Here is a 13,796-nt window from a genome sequence, read left to right as displayed (position 1 = left end):
ATCATCGCAGCTCCCGTATGCGATCCAGGATCGCCGCGGCCAGCACAACTGGGCTGCCGGCAGCACCAGAGGTGTCGAGCACAAGGTCAGGAGCGGCCGGGCGGGGGAACGGGATATCGACGCCTACAACGTTGCTTTCGTGTCCGGCGGCGGCCGCGGCATAGAGGCCCTTGGTGTCACGCGTACGCAACACGTCCATCGGCGCGTCGAGGAAGACCTCGAAATACGACGAGAAGGTGGCCCGATTCCACGCTTGCCAGTCCGGGAAGATCGACAAGACGGCAGAGACGACGTCGAGGCCTTGCTGGTCGAGCATGGCGCACATCCGCGAGATCCGGCCCGCGTTGACCTCCCGGCCCGCGATGTCGTGCCCGGTCTGCTCACCCCACACCTCGCGCAGCAGGTCGCCGTCGAGGTACACCGTGCCGGGGCGGGTGGTGCGTAGTTCGGCCTCAACGAGACGTCCGATGGTCGTCTTTCCAGCCCCGGACATCCCTATCAACCAGGTGATCATGTGGTTCCGGCTTTCGTCTCGGAGGTTGGCGGGTGCTCGAGTATCGAGGTGTAGAGGGAAACGTCGGCGGGATGATCGACTTCACCCCAGGGACCGTGCCGGGGGACGGCCACGATCTGTTCACCGGCGGTGATCAGGCCCTGCAACAGCGAGGTCATGTCCATGGCGTCGCGAGCTGCCGGGGGCAGGGCAGCGAGGTGATCGCGTACCCGTGCCCAGGCTGGTGGGGTGAAACGCAGCAGCCCCATGTATTGGCCTTGGACTTCTTCGGTGGAGGTTGCCCTTCGGCCGATTTCGGCGACCGTCGAGTCGCTGCGCAGCCGAAAGGTTTCGGCATCGGCCAGAGGGTCGGCGAACCGCTTGGCCCACAGCTCGAGCCAGTGCGGGTCGTAGGCGATGGCCAGCTCGGCGGAGGTGTCGGCGAGGGATCGGACGGTTTCGGCGGTGTAGAAGATGTCGCCGTATGCGACCAGGCTAGGGGCCGTGCTGAGCCAGTCGTGGGCGGCGGTGAGCGAAACGACCATGTTGGTTTCCTGCCAGCGCGGGGCGTGGAAGTCCCGTGACAGCCGCCCAGTGAGTGATTCGGCGCGGTAGCCGGTCACGATGGCGACCTCCGCGATGCCGGCTTCGGCCAGAGTGTCGCGGTGGCGGTCGAGCAGGGTTCGGCCGCCGACGTTCACGAGGCATTTGGGGCGCTCGTCGGTGTGTGCGCCCATGCGGCTGCCCCGACCGGCGGCGAGGATCACCGCGCGCATGGCACGCTCGCGAAAAGGTCGCGGAACAAGGCGATGTCGTGCGGGTCGGGCACGGTGACACGTTCGGGATGCCACATGATCCCCGCTACCCGCAGCTCGTGCGATCCGACCGACTCCACCACACCGTCGGCGGCGCGAGCCCACACATCCAGTGGGTCGGCGCTGTCGCGGGCGGCCCAGCGGTGGTAGCTGTTGACGATGCGGGCTTTGCCCAGGAATTCGATCTCATGGTCGACGCCAGCGTGCTTGGGTACGCGGGCCAGGCTCACACCGAAGTGGTGTTGAAGCATCTGCATTCCCCGGCACACGCCGAGAACACCTCGGTGCCGCCGCAGAGCCTCAGTGACGAGAAGTCGCTCGGTGGCGTCGCGTTCGGGTGCCGTCCCGCCGTAGGCGCTGAGATCGTTGCCACCGGTGAGCAGCACTCCCGCCGTGGGGATGGCGGTGAGTAGGTGGGCGGCGGCCTCGGGATGGTTGGGGACCGCGATCGGCACCAGCCCGCATCTGGTGAGGAACTCGGTCCACCGGTGGTCGAGGGTGTCGCGGCGTTCGCCGCGTTGCTCGTCGATGGTGACCATCTGGGTTGTCAGGACCGGGATCATCGCAGGATCTCGATTCGCCGGTTGGTGCAGTCGATCGCGACCATTTTGGACTCGCGTAGTGCCTGGTAGGTGGTTTCACCGACGCCGAGCACCGCGGGAACACCGAACTGGTGGGCGCGGATGGCCATGTGAGAGTTGACGCCGCCATAGGCGGTGATGACTCCGGCGATCCGGTGTGAGTAGATCCAGTCATAGCCCGGGTCGCCGCTGGGCAGCAGCAGGATCTTGCCGTCGATCGGCGCCCCGATATCGAGGGGGATGAGCGGAGCGGTCACCGAGGCTTGGGTGATGAAGCTGGGTTCTGCGTGGGGCTGGTGGAAAGCGAACACATCCTGCGGCCGGGTCAGGAGTGGGGGTAGCACGATTTGCCGTGTCAGCGCGTAGGTTTCGTGTCCGTTCTCGACGCCACGGCGCAACTCCTCGGGCGCCCACCCGGTGCCTTGGTAGAGCTCCTCGATGACACGGACGTCCAGATAGGAGCAGTCTTCGGGGGAGAGCCCGCGCTCTGCGCCGAGGCGGCTGATGGCCGACAGTGCCTCCGACAGGTGGCGGGTGAAGGCGAACTTGGAGTTTTCGCGCCCGATGATCCCGTCGCCGATGAATGTCACAAGCTCGGCGCCACCGTGTTCCAGTCCCGCGCTGGATGCGAGGTCGTCGAGGGTGTGTAGTTGGGATATGTTGGGCTCGAAGGGCTTTGGAGGTGGGTTGTTGTGTGTTTCGGTGCTGCTGGTGAAGTACAGGTGCGGGGCCTGGTCATAGCGCGGGGAGCAGATGTTGTAGGTGCCAGGGCGCAGATGCCCATAGATCCGCAGGAATTCCTCGGTCGAGAGGGCCGCGCGGTCGGCGCTCATCTCGTTGGTGACAGTGTGCAGGCCGGACACGAACTGGTCGGCCTCGCGCCGTGACAAAACGCCGGCACGCACGATCGAGCGCAGCAGCTCGACGGCGATGAACCCGAGGCGCGCATACCCGGAAAAGGCGGGAGTGCCGTAGCGGGCGCAGTCGTGCAGTAGCCAGCGAGCCTCGGCGACCGGGTCGAGGTCCAGGCCTTTGACGACAGTCCATCGTTGTTCCAGGCTCCGCAGGTTCTCGTCATCCTCGACGCGGGCTGGGTGAGCTGGATCGAGGAGTTGGTTGGTCAGCCGCAAGAGGCTTTCGGCCAGAGCGTGGTGCTCGTCGTCGGTCAACGCGGGGCCGAACCGTGCCCGTGATTGCTCGCGGGTGTCAAAAGTGAAGCAGGACTGGACAATTTCGAACTCGACTTTGTCGTGCAGGGCGGGTTCGGCGGCGAGCCGGTCGAGCTGAAGGTCGACGACCCGTGCTGCGACGGCGTCGTCGAGGTCGGCCGGGAGCAGGGAATTGAAGCTGGCCCGCACGTCGATGTAGGGGAGGCCCGCCAGGTCGATCATCAATGGGCAGCCCCGAACATCGCGGTAGCCGTAGCGATGTCGCTGATCGGCCCAGACCTGGTTGGTGATCAGGCGCCGATACAAGCTCAACGCCAGCGGTCGGGGCCGGATGCCGATGATCTCGGCAGGGTTCCAGTCCGGCATCACGCCCAACAGCGTGCGGCGGCCGAGCAGGGTAGGGTGTCTGCCGTCGCGAGCAAGCTTGGCGGCGGCGGCGTGCAAGGCGGATTGGTGGGCCCGGGTCCGGACCGGATCCGCCGCCGCGGCGAGCAGACGGCGCACCTGCAGGAGATAGAGGCGGTCGGGCTCCCCGAACGCGAACTCCACGTCGAGCAGATCCTCGCCGGTGAGCGCCTCGAGTTCACGCGTGAGGGCCAGCAATCTGGCCATTCGGTCATCGCCGAGCGAATCCTGCGCGGGCTTCCAGTAGTAGAAGGTTCGCAAGCTCGTGCCGCGGCCGCCGGTCACGGCAGCGGTGTCGGCGCCGTCGTTGTAGTTCACGACGATGTAGGCAGCGCCAGTATTCGGGTCGCCGCTGAACACCACCCCGCTTCGGGTGACCCGCGGCGCCATCGGCTGGACCAGGATTTCATCCGCGCGATCTATCGCTCGCTGTCCTGCCTCGGTGTAGGAGGACACCACGCGCTCGATCGCTGCGGTGATGGCTTCGCGGCCTACGACATTGGCTTCCGAGTTGTAGCGGCCTGCTTCCTGGGTGTCGGCGGCGTCCTCGTGCACGGTGCTGCTACGAACGATCAGCGGCCCGCCCGCCCAAGACTGTGTGGCCAGTTCATCGAGTAGTTCGTCGCGGCGCTCGGCCCAGTCCGCGACGGTGAAGTACATCAGCGGCAGCACCTCAGCATGGCGAAGCAGCGGAGCCAGGCTCTGCAAGGTCTGCGCCTTGGTGCCGAGATCGACGACGGTCCGTGATATTTCCGTGGTGGGAGTGCTCATCAACGGTCGCCTTCCTTCACGCCGATGAACACCATCACGTTGCAGAACTGAGCAGGCCACCACCGCATCAACAGCCCGTCGACCGCGCGGCCGAGGACGTTGAGCCGGTAGCCCCCTGCGCGGCGCACGCTCTCCTCGGCGTGAGCGATGTGTCGTTCGCGCAGGAAGGGCAGCCGGTAGAGGATCGACATGTTGCGGGCGTAGTGAACCTGCTCGGTGCGCAGCCCGACTCCGGCCAGCACCGCGGTGAATTCCTGGGCGCCGACGAGCCATTTATGGAAGTGCGGCGGGCCGGTGCGGTGCCGATTGCGCCATTGCCAGTACCGCTCGTTGAGGCGCATCTCGATGTTGTCCGGGCGCATCGTGATGCAGAACCGGCCGGTGGGAGACAGGATCCGAGCCGACTCGCCCAGCGCAGGCACGAGGTCGTGTTCGAGATTGTGATACAGCCCGAACGCCAGCAAGACATCGATTGCGTTGTCCGCCAGACTGATTCGGGTCGCATCACCCACCGTCACATCCAGGCCGGGGTCCTGATCGCGGATGGCATCGACCGCGATTTTGCTGCGCTCGATACCAGCGATCTTCCAACCGCGGTGGTGGTAGTGCTTGACGACTCTGCCGAGTCCGCATCCGAGTTCCAACACCCGATCAGACTGGTCTCCCATCACCATCTCGGCGTATTTGATCGGGTAGATCGACAAATCAGTGAAAGATGCTTCGTCGCTTCCGGCTTCGGCCCAGCGGCGGTCCCAGTAGGACTCGTTGGTTTCGGATCGTCTGATCGCCTTGCGCATGATGGGTGTCCTTCCTCGCTAGGCTTCAGGACTTGTTCGATGCCGGCTCGGGGACGCTGAGCCACGCTCGGGCCAGAAGACGCTTGCGCTCGGGTTCGGGGAAGTCGGTGAATTCGGTGCGGTTGTGGGCGACGGTGGCGTTGTTGAAGAAGATGACCTCACTGGCGGCCATGTCGAGGGCCAGGACGTTGTCCTCGTCTTCCAGAACGCTGTCGAGCCGGTCGAATGCGGCCGCGTCCTGCGCGCTGATCGGCAGTTCGGCCTTGGCGTAACCGGTCTCGATCCAATGCCGCATGTAGCGCAGCGTCGGACCCGCCGCGAACTCACCCCAGGTGAACACCGGGTAGGCGTTGTCGAAGATGTTGGTGTCCTCGTCACCGGGAGTCACGGTGTTGCGGTAGTGATCCTTGAACAGTGCTGGCAGGTGCTCAGGGGTTGTCTCGGCGATCTGCCGGTAGGCCTGGCAACCGCTGGTCAGCAGGCTCTGGCCGCCGTGCATGGCCGGGCGCAGACACATCAGGCCGAAAACGTTGGGGAACAGCCGCTTGGAGGTGCTGTCGGTGTGGAACGGTGCGCGCACCCGCGTCTTGGACACCGACACATCGGTGGAGCGGAAATCGTAGCCGCGGTCGAATACGTCGTGCAGGCGCCCGTACGGGGTGAGCATCTCACCCAGATGCAGACAGGTCAGCACGTAGAACAAACGCAGTTCGGATCCGTTGAATTTGCCAGCGTCCAGGCCAGTGAGGTGGGCGAACCCGAAACGACCGAAGATCTGTTCACGCAGCCGCTCGGCGAGGGTCACCAACTGGGGCAACTCGACATCACCGCGCTCGACGGTGTCGAGCAGGGCCGCCGGATCGGTGACTGTCGCGAGATAGTCGGCGAACTCGCGCAGTACTTCCGGTCCCACAGCGACGCTCCAGGAACGGGTCGCCAAGGCGTCGCTCCTGGTCCAGGCGAGCTCGGCGATCACGCCTTCCTCGGCGGCGAACTTTTGGGCAGCAACACAGACAAAATCGGACATGAGGGCGCTCCAATGAAAGGGATCCGGCGGAGTTCTCGGCGGTTCAATGGGCGGAGCCGCAGCAACCGCTGCCCAAGCCAGCCGAAACGAGCCAGAAGTAGGCGAAAGAGCATGTGTACCAGTGACATTCACGCATTACCTCTCCGACTCGGGGTGAAAATGCTGAACGTTCAGTCAACCCGTCTGCGCATGGTCTCCGTAACCGGATAAACCCGTGAACATCGTGAAGTTCGTCAAGGGACATGAAGAGTCATGGGTAGTGAAGAGTGGTGCGCCGCAACATCATTGAAAACGGCGCGAGCGCGCGCCGGTTCCCGCTACGGTCGGAGAGTGAACGGGGGACCAGGCGCGGAGACGACATCGTTGCGTGCGACGTTGGAGCAAGCCGAATGGGGGCCGCGAGATCTGACCCGTGCGGTCAACGCGTGGCTGTCCACACGCGGGCGAGCGAGCGAGCGTATCGATGCGACTGCCGCCTACCCGTGGGTGAGGCTGAACTACTGCCCGGACAACGGCATCGCAGCAGTCGTGGCCACCGTGCTCACCGAACGGCTCGGTCGCTATGTATCCGCCGAAGCATTGTGGCCCGACCATCCCCGCGCTCGACGAGTGACCACCCGGATGCGATCGTGCGGCGATCAGAACATCGACGAGATCGTCCGCTCGCTGGACCTGCTCGCCGCGGGTGCCCGCCCGCCGGCGCTCACCAGTGCAGAACTGACTGTCGCCGCGATAGCGGGATTGCGCGAGCCGATCGCGCCGCCTGCAGGTGTCCGCGGACGGGATCGTGTGCAACTGGCCCAAGCCGAACTCATCGCGGGTCATGTCGCCGCACTGCGCAAACTCGACGACTGCCAGGGTGGCGGCGCACTGAGCCTGCGCTACGTATCGCGCGAACTGGGCAGCGTCTTGGACCTGATCCGGTGCGGGAGCTATGAACCCGATGTCGGCGATATCCTGTTGACCTCGGTCGCTGACCTCACACAACTGGCTGGATGGATGCAGTTCGACTCCGGTGCAACCGATATCGCACAGCGATACCTTCAACTCGGCATCCGCGTCGCCCGCGCTGCTGGCGACAAAGATCGCGCTATGAACAACGCGGGAATGCTAGCCTACATCGCCGCCGAAGCGGGCGAAGGGGTGAATTCGCTGGCCATCATGGACGCCGCGGCGCAGCTACCGACGACCAGTCGACTGCTGCGAGCCCGCCTTGCGGGGCGACACGCCACCGCCCACGCTGCGGTTGGTGACCTCCACGCATTCCGCGCGGCCAGCGAAAACGCCCAGGAACTGCTGGCAGCCTCGCACCGGGACCACACTCAGTCTTATCTGTACTACCTGACTCCCGCTCAACTCGACGCCGAGGCCGGATACAGTCTCGTCGCCCTCGCCCAGCGCACTGACCGACACCGCTCCAGGCTGCTGATGCAAGCCTCGCAGCTATTGGCGCCGCGAGCTCAGATGGATGGTGATCAGAGCTATCAGCGCTCCGCGGTCCTGCACGGCTGCCAACTCACCCACGTGCACCTGATGCTGCGCGACTACGACGGCGCTGTCGCGGCCGCCCGCGGCGCGGCGGCGCTGTTGCCGAGCGTCCAGTCGGGCCGATGTGTCGCCAAGCTTCGCACCCTGCACAAGGCCTTCGCTCGCCGCCGCCGCTCGGCGGTTGTCGCGGAGTTCCTCCCAGACCTCGAAGAGACACTCCAGGCATGTACCTAAGACAATGTCGAATGTGTCTTCACAATCTTGCGGCAGCCGGCCCGGATTGCTGCCAGGTGAGAATTGCGGTCTGATGTCACACTTCGCCAGGACTGCCGGTGCAGTCGATATTTCGCTAACCACACGGAACTTCGATCACATCGACTCGGCGCGACTCCTGCGCGCATATGCGGTCGAGCGACGCGAAGTCGTCGGCTTCGACGACTTACCTGACCTGGACAAGCCTTTCGAGTTCGCGCCACCGTGCGGACGGTTTGTCGTCGTGTACTCCGCCGTCGGCGAGCCCATTGCCTGTGGTGGTTTCCGAACCTATCCCGAGCGTGACGCCGTGGTCGAGGTCCGCAAGATGTATGTCGACCCGCGTCACCGGAGACTGGGGTTGGGAAGCCTTGTTCTGGCTGCGCTCGAGAAGCATGCGGCAGAACAAGGCGCACACGAGGTGATCCTGGAAACCGGCTCCTACAACCGAGTAGCTACCAGGATGTACGAATCAGCTGGCTACCACTTGATTCCCGCCTATGTGCCGGGGCGACCCGACTTCAACAGGGCTTACTCCAAAACGCTGAGCCCGCTGGACTGACGCCCTGTTGCACGGGCACCTCCGTTGCAACGAAATCTGGTGCCGAGCACAGATCTATGAGCTTAACTGCTCGGCACGCCACATCCGCTGCGCCGCAACCGATCCCACTCCACAAGCAAGCTGCGCTCACGCTCGGCGGTGATTCCGTGCTCACCGGCACGTTGATGCTCGACCGCCCGGTTGCCGGAGCACATCCACGCCCAGGTGTCGTTGACTGTGTCCGACAGTGGACGACACCGCAGCCCCTCGGCCTGTGCGCGATCGGTCACCATCGACCACGCTGTGGGAAGCGCACGCCACATCGGCAGTTCGGTCCACTGACTCACCCCACGTGCGATCAGCCAGTCTTCATCGACCCACAGCGGGACCGCATCCGAACCGGTCGCCGCCCGGCACGCGTCGAACAGTCCACTGAAAGTTTCACGGCCCGCCGGTGCCGCGACATTGAAGACCGCGCACGTGGCCGCCTGCGCCCGATCCACCACGAACGCTGCTACATCTCGGACATCGATAGGCTGAATGCTGCGATCCGGCGCCGGGACGAGCACCCGTCCGCCGCGGGCGGTGCGCGACAACCACCACGGCAGCCGTCCGACATACTCACCCGGCCCCAACACCACATGCGGCCGCACGATCGACACACGCTCGGTCCCGAACTGCTGGCGGATCGCCATCTCGCAACCAACCTTGAGAGGACCGTAGGCGTCAGGATCCCAAGCTCTTGTCCCAGGATCGCATTCAGGATCGGCGTCCTCCCACAGCGGTGAATTCTCGTCCACCGGCTTGTGCGGCCAGTCCATATACACCGAGATCGTTGACACGAACACGTACCGATCCACCAGCGGCGCCAGCACTTTCGCGCAGTGGCCCACCAACCGCGGAATCACCCCGGCGACATCGATCGCGACATCCCACGGCCCAGCGCTAGCAAGTCGGTCGACATCGGACTTGCGTTCCCAGTCGCCGCAGATCCGCGTTGCTGTGGAAACCGAGCACTGGGAGATGCCCCGATTGAACAGCGTCACGTGATGGCCGCGGTGCACAGCTACCGCAGTGATAGCACTGCCAAGGAACCACGACCCGCCGAGAATGAGAACTCGCATACCAACACCGGCCTTTCGATCATGTCGGCGTGTGCATCGCGACAGCCCCTGGGGTGATGGGCATTCGAGCCCACATGTAGATTCCTGGGGTCACGACCGCAAGGACACTGATCCGCCACTGTGAGACATGGAAATCCATTGCGGCTCCTCCCTACCCGCGCACCAGCATATGAGACGTTGGTGCGCGGCAGCCCGTATCGGAGCTACGGCGCAAACATTTTTCGACCAAAGTTATCAGCGCGATGGGGCGACGACCGGGCCCGGCTGGTTCGTCGAGACGCTTGGAATCCGTTCTACGCAAGCGTTCTGGTCAGTGATCATCGGTATGCTGCGAAGACTGAGCTGGTGGGTGGCCGATGGATCGCGAACGGGGGTCCTCGACATCCCCGCACGCCAGTTGGCTTACGGCCTGCCAAGAAGTCCAGGAATTTGGGGGGACTACCAGGATCAGCTGCGGCGCTGCCTCACCGATGACGGCCTGGCGCTCGACATCCGGGTCGCCGGTGCACTGATCCGGTTGTACGGCATGTCGCTGGACCACATTGTCAAGTGCGCCGATGATCGGAAGCCATGGGACGGCGTTGGGGCGGAAGCTCTGTCGCTCGGGTATCAAGTCGCTGTGGTCGTCGAGGCCATCATGGTGACACCCACCAACTCCGCGTCACCGTCGTCCTGGGCTGCGACCGAACTACCGCAGATACCGCAGAAGCCGCGCTGGGAGTCGGGGAAGGTGTTGTACCAGGTCGGCTCCCCTGTTCCGGTCCACTCGAATCCTTTGCGGGGAAAGTCGACCCACGACATGACCGGGCTGCTGGACAATCGTTGACAGTGGCGACAGCTACAGAGTTGCCTGTCAAGTTCATCTGTTCAGCGGTCGTCTGGGCGCACGGGTTGGTTTGCCATACCGGTGGCTGTCCGCAGCTGACCACACAGCCAATAGTCTGGGCGCTGGGAATTCCGCTGTCAGACGACAATCGGTGCCAGGGAAGCGAGCGAATGCATGATCACGACCGATAGCGAGTTGATCGCCGCATTGGCGGAGCGGACAAGCTGCGACCCCGGCGACCTGTTCATGCCTGTCACATGGGGCCGAATGCGGGATACGTTCTCATACCCGCTGGACGAGGCCGCGGCCGAGCAGGTCATGCAGAAGATCATTGAGGAGATGACCCATGTGGTCGAAACCGGTGTTCCGGCCATTACCGATCCAGCGTCGCGATATGTGTGGCTGCACGAGATGATTACCCACTACCAGTCGTGCGAGACCCGCAAGGTTGCGATCCGAGTAAGCGACGCGGGCCGAATGTCAGCGTGGGCGATGTCGGGCTACGACTATGACCCGGCGGCCGACGGCTGGGACCTCGACCCGGAAGACTACGACGACGAGCTGATCGCGCAGGTACAGACGTGGGAGTGGTGGAAGCAGGTCAAAGCCTCTGGTGTCCGGGAGAGCTGGCGCATGCCGTCTCCCTACGCTGGGGCGGACTCCGAGGTCCCGATCGACAGGGTCCTGGACGAGCGTGACAGCACCGGCGACGAATCCGTGTATCGGAGGGCACTGAAGCGGATCCGCGACGCGAACTACCGTGACGTTGACGCATGGGCGCACTCGGGCCACGAAGCTCTCTCCCGTGCCGACGCTGTTGTCGGGACGACGAAGCAGTCCAACGCACGGCGCGCCGCAGCGCTCGATGAAGCGCTGGGCTTCTACCAAACCGGTGTCATAGTCGGTGAACTGAGCCTGCCGGTGGGGTTCACCGGTGTGCTGCCGTGGTCCTGTATCGAGAATCGCCCGTTCCACCGTGCCCGGCACGGTCTGGCACTGGCCTGGTGGCGGCTCGGCGACTTCGACCGCGCGGCCACCGTCCTGTGGAGCGGGCTGTGGATCAACCCGGATGACAATCAGGGCCTGCGAGATCTGCTGCCGCTGGCCGAGTCGCGTATTGCATACGAGGACACCCACATCGACTAGGACTGGCTCGGCGGCGCCTGCCCGACCGGGTGCCGCGCTCGCTGCAACCCTATGCCCAGCTGCTGACGCCAGCCGCGGCCTGGCGTAGGCAAGGTCGATCAGAGCTGCTGGTCGGGCGTGGTGACGAATCGTGCGATGGCGTCGAAACCCGGTTCATATCCGTTCGTAGTATCGACCGTCATCTGCGCGACGTCCATTTTCACGGGTACGAAGGACTCGGCGGTACGGGTTCCGGCGGCGATCTCGGCGAGGAGGTCGGCGTCGTTGTGTGCGCGCCGGTGAAGGTCGTGCTCGGCGCGATGGGTGATGCGGTCGTGGAACATGTGTTGCGGCGCGGTGCAGTAGTTGATGCGGATCTCGGCGAACTCGGCCACACGCAGCAGGTTCGGGCGCCATAGTTCTGGAACGCGGCTTCGGCGACCGCGCTGACACCACCGCGGGCGCGCACGGTCAGCACGTCGAAGAAGGCCGTCGCTCGTCGGCACAGTGGCGGCGACCATGCCCTGTTTGATCTCGTCGCGGATGATCGCCGGAATGCCGACCCGCGCGGCCAAGGCGTGGGCGAGCGTGGACTTCCCCGCCCCCGGAGGACCGCTCACGACCACGATCACCTGCGCGCCGGGTCTGGGTTGCGGCCGAGGATGTAGTAGTGCGCGATCGACTCCCGCAGCTGTCCGGACGGCTCGCATTTGAGCAACTGTGCTCGAAGGTCCTTCTCGAATTCTTCTGCGAGAGCGGGGTCCTGACGAATCCGGGCGGTGTACGAGGTCGACCACAAGAATCCGAGGAACTCATCCACCGTCCAAGCGTGTGGCGTCGGGAACCGGTACTCGGTGACGTCGAGGAACCCTGCCTCTTGCAGGATCTCTTCGTGGGTGCGCCGCGCTGGGGCGTTGCTCTCGGCCGTCGCTGGCGACGCACTCGCAGGGCGCCCCGGTTCCCCGGACCATCGGGCCACGACATCGACAGCGACGGCTTGCCACGGCTCTGTCCCGCTCCAGGGTGTGCTGCTGCCCAGGATGGCCAGGCAGCCGTCGGAGGCCAGCCACTGGCGGGCGCGTTCGGCGATCATCGGTCGGTCCAGGCGGTGGTAGGCGTTGCCGATCGTGACCAGCTGTGCCGGTTCGGTGACGGTCAGGTCTTCTGCCATACCGGTGCTCCAGGTGATGTTGGTGGCACCGGCCTGGTCGGCTTTGGCGCGCCCGACCTCGATCATGTCGGGTTCGAGGTCCACGGCGTAGACGTGGGCGAATCGGATGTGCAGGGGAATCGCGATTTCACCAGTGCCGCAGGCGAGGTCGACCAGGACGCCACCTTCGCCTGCCCGGTTGAGGAGGTCGTCGAACAGTGGCTGAGGGTAGGCCGGGCGGTACCGGCTGTAGTATTCGGCTGCGCCGCGGAACAGATCCTCGCTATAGCCGGGTCGGACAGGCCAGCTCGGTGGGGTCGACGGGGTCTTGGCCATTTCGGCTTTGTCGCTCCTTGCTCTGGCAGTTCGGTGCGATACGGCTTGGTTTCGTGCGTTCGATCGTTGTTAGGGGACGAGGTCCGGGCGGTCGAACTGACGTCGGTATGCGCTGAATCCTTCCCTGCAGACCCGCGAGCACACCTTGAGTTTCCCACCAGCGATGGAGTCGGTGCTCCAGCTGCGTTCCACGGCCGCTGGTGGCGCGGTGCACGACCAACAGCGCGTCGCGACCCCTGCCGACGCCATTCGCTGCGGCGCAAGCATTCTCGTCCTCGGCCGAGCGATCACCGCCGCGCCGGATCCCGCCGAAGCCGCACAAGCCATCGCTGAAGAAGTCGCGCAGGCACTCTGATCGAAACCCGGCCGATCGTCGAGCGCTCGAGATGGTCGGCCGGTCTCGTCAACCTGGGGGGATGATCAGTCCTGGGCTCCGACAATCGGAAGCCATGCGACAGCATTGGGACGAAAACTCTGTCGCTCGGGCGTCAAATCTGAATGGTCGTCAAGGCTCATCATGGTGACGCCCATGGCGGTGCCGCCATCGTCGATCGCGGCGAGGAACGAGCCGCAGGTGGGGCAGAACCCTCGGCGGGTCGTCGGGTACGTGTTGTACCAGGTCGGCTCACCGTCGGGGCCGGTCCATTCGAACTTCTCGAGCGGGAAATCGACCCAGGCGGCGACCGGGCCGCCGGCCAGCTTCTGGCAGTGCGGGCATGAGCACAAATGCGGCCAGATCGGCTCCGCGTCGGCGCGGAACCGGATCCGGCCGCACAGACAGCCACCCTCATACATCAGACGTCTCCTCTCGTTGAATTTCATTGTGCCAGAAGCGAATTGAAGCCCATGTGTTTCGTTTGGTATCGGACCCGGCTAGCGTAGAGCAGCACGGCCAG

At 64.7% G+C, this 13,796-nt stretch carries 15 protein-coding genes; 4 read left to right on the top strand and 11 right to left on the bottom strand.

What is annotated here, in order from left to right; genetic code table 11:
• Nucleotide 1 precedes the first annotated feature (1 nt).
• From ACQP1G_RS38035 to ACQP1G_RS38010, 6 genes are read right to left on the bottom strand one after another with little or no spacing between them, the layout of a single operon-like run.
• Nucleotides 2-493 carry an adenylyl-sulfate kinase gene (locus tag ACQP1G_RS38035; RefSeq protein ID WP_433194510.1) on the bottom strand — a complete coding sequence of 164 codons (492 nt, stop codon included), beginning with the start codon at nt 491-493 and terminating at the stop codon, nt 2-4.
• A gap of 17 nt (nt 494-510) precedes the next feature.
• On the bottom strand, nt 511-1,269 hold the full coding sequence (locus ACQP1G_RS38030) for an NTP transferase domain-containing protein (RefSeq protein ID WP_433194509.1): 759 nt from the start codon (nt 1,267-1,269) through the stop codon (nt 511-513).
• Entirely contained in the window at nt 1,257-1,871 is a 615-nt protein-coding gene (locus ACQP1G_RS38025; protein ID WP_433194508.1) for a gamma-glutamyl-gamma-aminobutyrate hydrolase family protein, read from the bottom strand. The genes ACQP1G_RS38030 and ACQP1G_RS38025 overlap by 13 nt, the downstream gene beginning before the upstream one ends.
• The gene (locus tag ACQP1G_RS38020; protein WP_433194507.1) at nt 1,868-4,234 is read right to left on the bottom strand and encodes a PEP-utilizing enzyme; all 2,367 of its coding nucleotides are present in this window, start codon (nt 4,232-4,234) and stop codon (nt 1,868-1,870) included. Before ACQP1G_RS38020 ends, ACQP1G_RS38025 begins: the two co-directional genes overlap by 4 nt.
• On the bottom strand, nt 4,234-5,031 hold the full coding sequence (locus ACQP1G_RS38015) for a class I SAM-dependent methyltransferase (RefSeq protein WP_433194506.1): 798 nt from the start codon (nt 5,029-5,031) through the stop codon (nt 4,234-4,236). Before ACQP1G_RS38015 ends, ACQP1G_RS38020 begins: the two co-directional genes overlap by 1 nt.
• 25 nt (nt 5,032-5,056) lie before the next feature.
• The gene (locus tag ACQP1G_RS38010; protein WP_433194505.1) at nt 5,057-6,058 is read right to left on the bottom strand and encodes a TauD/TfdA family dioxygenase; all 1,002 of its coding nucleotides are present in this window, start codon (nt 6,056-6,058) and stop codon (nt 5,057-5,059) included.
• 330 nt (nt 6,059-6,388) lie between these two features.
• Between ACQP1G_RS38010 and ACQP1G_RS38005 the strand changes: the two genes are divergently transcribed.
• On the top strand, nt 6,389-7,780 hold the full coding sequence (locus tag ACQP1G_RS38005; protein WP_433194504.1) for a hypothetical protein: 1,392 nt from the start codon (nt 6,389-6,391) through the stop codon (nt 7,778-7,780).
• A 13-nt stretch (nt 7,781-7,793) separates the two neighbouring features.
• A complete protein-coding gene (locus tag ACQP1G_RS38000; RefSeq protein ID WP_433194503.1) occupies nt 7,794-8,360 on the top strand; it encodes a GNAT family N-acetyltransferase in 567 nt (188 codons plus the stop codon).
• A gap of 62 nt (nt 8,361-8,422) precedes the next feature.
• On the opposite strand, the gene ACQP1G_RS37995 is transcribed toward ACQP1G_RS38000, so the two are convergent.
• Entirely contained in the window at nt 8,423-9,463 is a 1,041-nt protein-coding gene (locus ACQP1G_RS37995; protein ID WP_433194502.1) for a reductase, read from the bottom strand.
• A 609-nt stretch (nt 9,464-10,072) separates the two neighbouring features.
• On the bottom strand, nt 10,073-10,264 hold the full coding sequence (locus tag ACQP1G_RS37990) for a hypothetical protein (RefSeq protein WP_433209161.1): 192 nt from the start codon (nt 10,262-10,264) through the stop codon (nt 10,073-10,075).
• A 199-nt stretch (nt 10,265-10,463) separates the two neighbouring features.
• Here ACQP1G_RS37990 and ACQP1G_RS37985 point away from each other — a divergent pair, with 199 nt between their 5' ends.
• Nucleotides 10,464-11,435 (top strand): hypothetical protein, encoded by a 972-nt coding sequence (locus ACQP1G_RS37985; RefSeq protein WP_433194501.1) that lies wholly within the window; start codon nt 10,464-10,466, stop codon nt 11,433-11,435.
• 98 nt (nt 11,436-11,533) lie between these two features.
• On the opposite strand, the gene ACQP1G_RS37980 is transcribed toward ACQP1G_RS37985, so the two are convergent.
• Together ACQP1G_RS37980 and ACQP1G_RS37975 are read right to left on the bottom strand one after the other, a co-directional pair.
• Nucleotides 11,534-12,034, bottom strand: a complete 501-nt coding sequence (locus ACQP1G_RS37980; RefSeq protein ID WP_433194500.1) for an AAA family ATPase — start codon at nt 12,032-12,034, stop codon at nt 11,534-11,536.
• 8 nt (nt 12,035-12,042) lie between these two features.
• A complete protein-coding gene (locus tag ACQP1G_RS37975; protein ID WP_433194499.1) occupies nt 12,043-12,900 on the bottom strand; it encodes a class I SAM-dependent methyltransferase in 858 nt (285 codons plus the stop codon).
• 145 nt (nt 12,901-13,045) lie between these two features.
• Between ACQP1G_RS37975 and ACQP1G_RS37970 the strand changes: the two genes are divergently transcribed.
• On the top strand, nt 13,046-13,255 hold the full coding sequence (locus ACQP1G_RS37970; RefSeq protein ID WP_433194498.1) for an orotidine 5'-phosphate decarboxylase / HUMPS family protein: 210 nt from the start codon (nt 13,046-13,048) through the stop codon (nt 13,253-13,255).
• A gap of 65 nt (nt 13,256-13,320) precedes the next feature.
• Here the strand turns inward: ACQP1G_RS37970 and ACQP1G_RS37965 are convergent, their stop codons facing one another.
• Nucleotides 13,321-13,695 carry a GFA family protein gene (locus ACQP1G_RS37965; protein WP_433194497.1) on the bottom strand — a complete coding sequence of 125 codons (375 nt, stop codon included), beginning with the start codon at nt 13,693-13,695 and terminating at the stop codon, nt 13,321-13,323.
• Nucleotides 13,696-13,796 lie beyond the last annotated feature (101 nt).

It is taken from the genome of Nocardia sp. CA-107356 (genome assembly GCF_050946365.1).
Classification (GTDB): Bacteria; Actinomycetota; Actinomycetes; order Mycobacteriales; family Mycobacteriaceae; genus Nocardia.
Note: the sequence above shows the minus strand (reverse complement) of the source record. Positions and strands in the feature narration are given on the sequence as shown.

Bases quoted from the DNA above. Each gene is read 5' to 3' on its own strand.
- ACQP1G_RS38035 (WP_433194510.1), bottom strand. From the start codon at position 493: ATGTCCGGGGCTGGAAAGACGACCATCGGACGTCTCGTTGAGGCCGAA.
- ACQP1G_RS38030 (WP_433194509.1), bottom strand. From the start codon at position 1,269: ATGCGCGCGGTGATCCTCGCCGCCGGTCGGGGCAGCCGCATGGGCGCA.
- ACQP1G_RS38025 (WP_433194508.1), bottom strand. From the start codon at position 1,871: ATGATCCCGGTCCTGACAACCCAGATGGTCACCATCGACGAGCAACGC.
- ACQP1G_RS38020 (WP_433194507.1), bottom strand. From the start codon at position 4,234: ATGAGCACTCCCACCACGGAAATATCACGGACCGTCGTCGATCTCGGC.
- ACQP1G_RS38015 (WP_433194506.1), bottom strand. From the start codon at position 5,031: ATGCGCAAGGCGATCAGACGATCCGAAACCAACGAGTCCTACTGGGAC.
- ACQP1G_RS38010 (WP_433194505.1), bottom strand. From the start codon at position 6,058: ATGTCCGATTTTGTCTGTGTTGCTGCCCAAAAGTTCGCCGCCGAGGAA.
- ACQP1G_RS37995 (WP_433194502.1), bottom strand. From the start codon at position 9,463: ATGCGAGTTCTCATTCTCGGCGGGTCGTGGTTCCTTGGCAGTGCTATC.
- ACQP1G_RS37990 (WP_433209161.1), bottom strand. From the start codon at position 10,264: ATGTCGTGGGTCGACTTTCCCCGCAAAGGATTCGAGTGGACCGGAACA.
- ACQP1G_RS37985 (WP_433194501.1), top strand. From the start codon at position 10,464: ATGATCACGACCGATAGCGAGTTGATCGCCGCATTGGCGGAGCGGACA.
- ACQP1G_RS37975 (WP_433194499.1), bottom strand. From the start codon at position 12,900: ATGGCCAAGACCCCGTCGACCCCACCGAGCTGGCCTGTCCGACCCGGC.
- ACQP1G_RS37965 (WP_433194497.1), bottom strand. From the start codon at position 13,695: ATGTATGAGGGTGGCTGTCTGTGCGGCCGGATCCGGTTCCGCGCCGAC.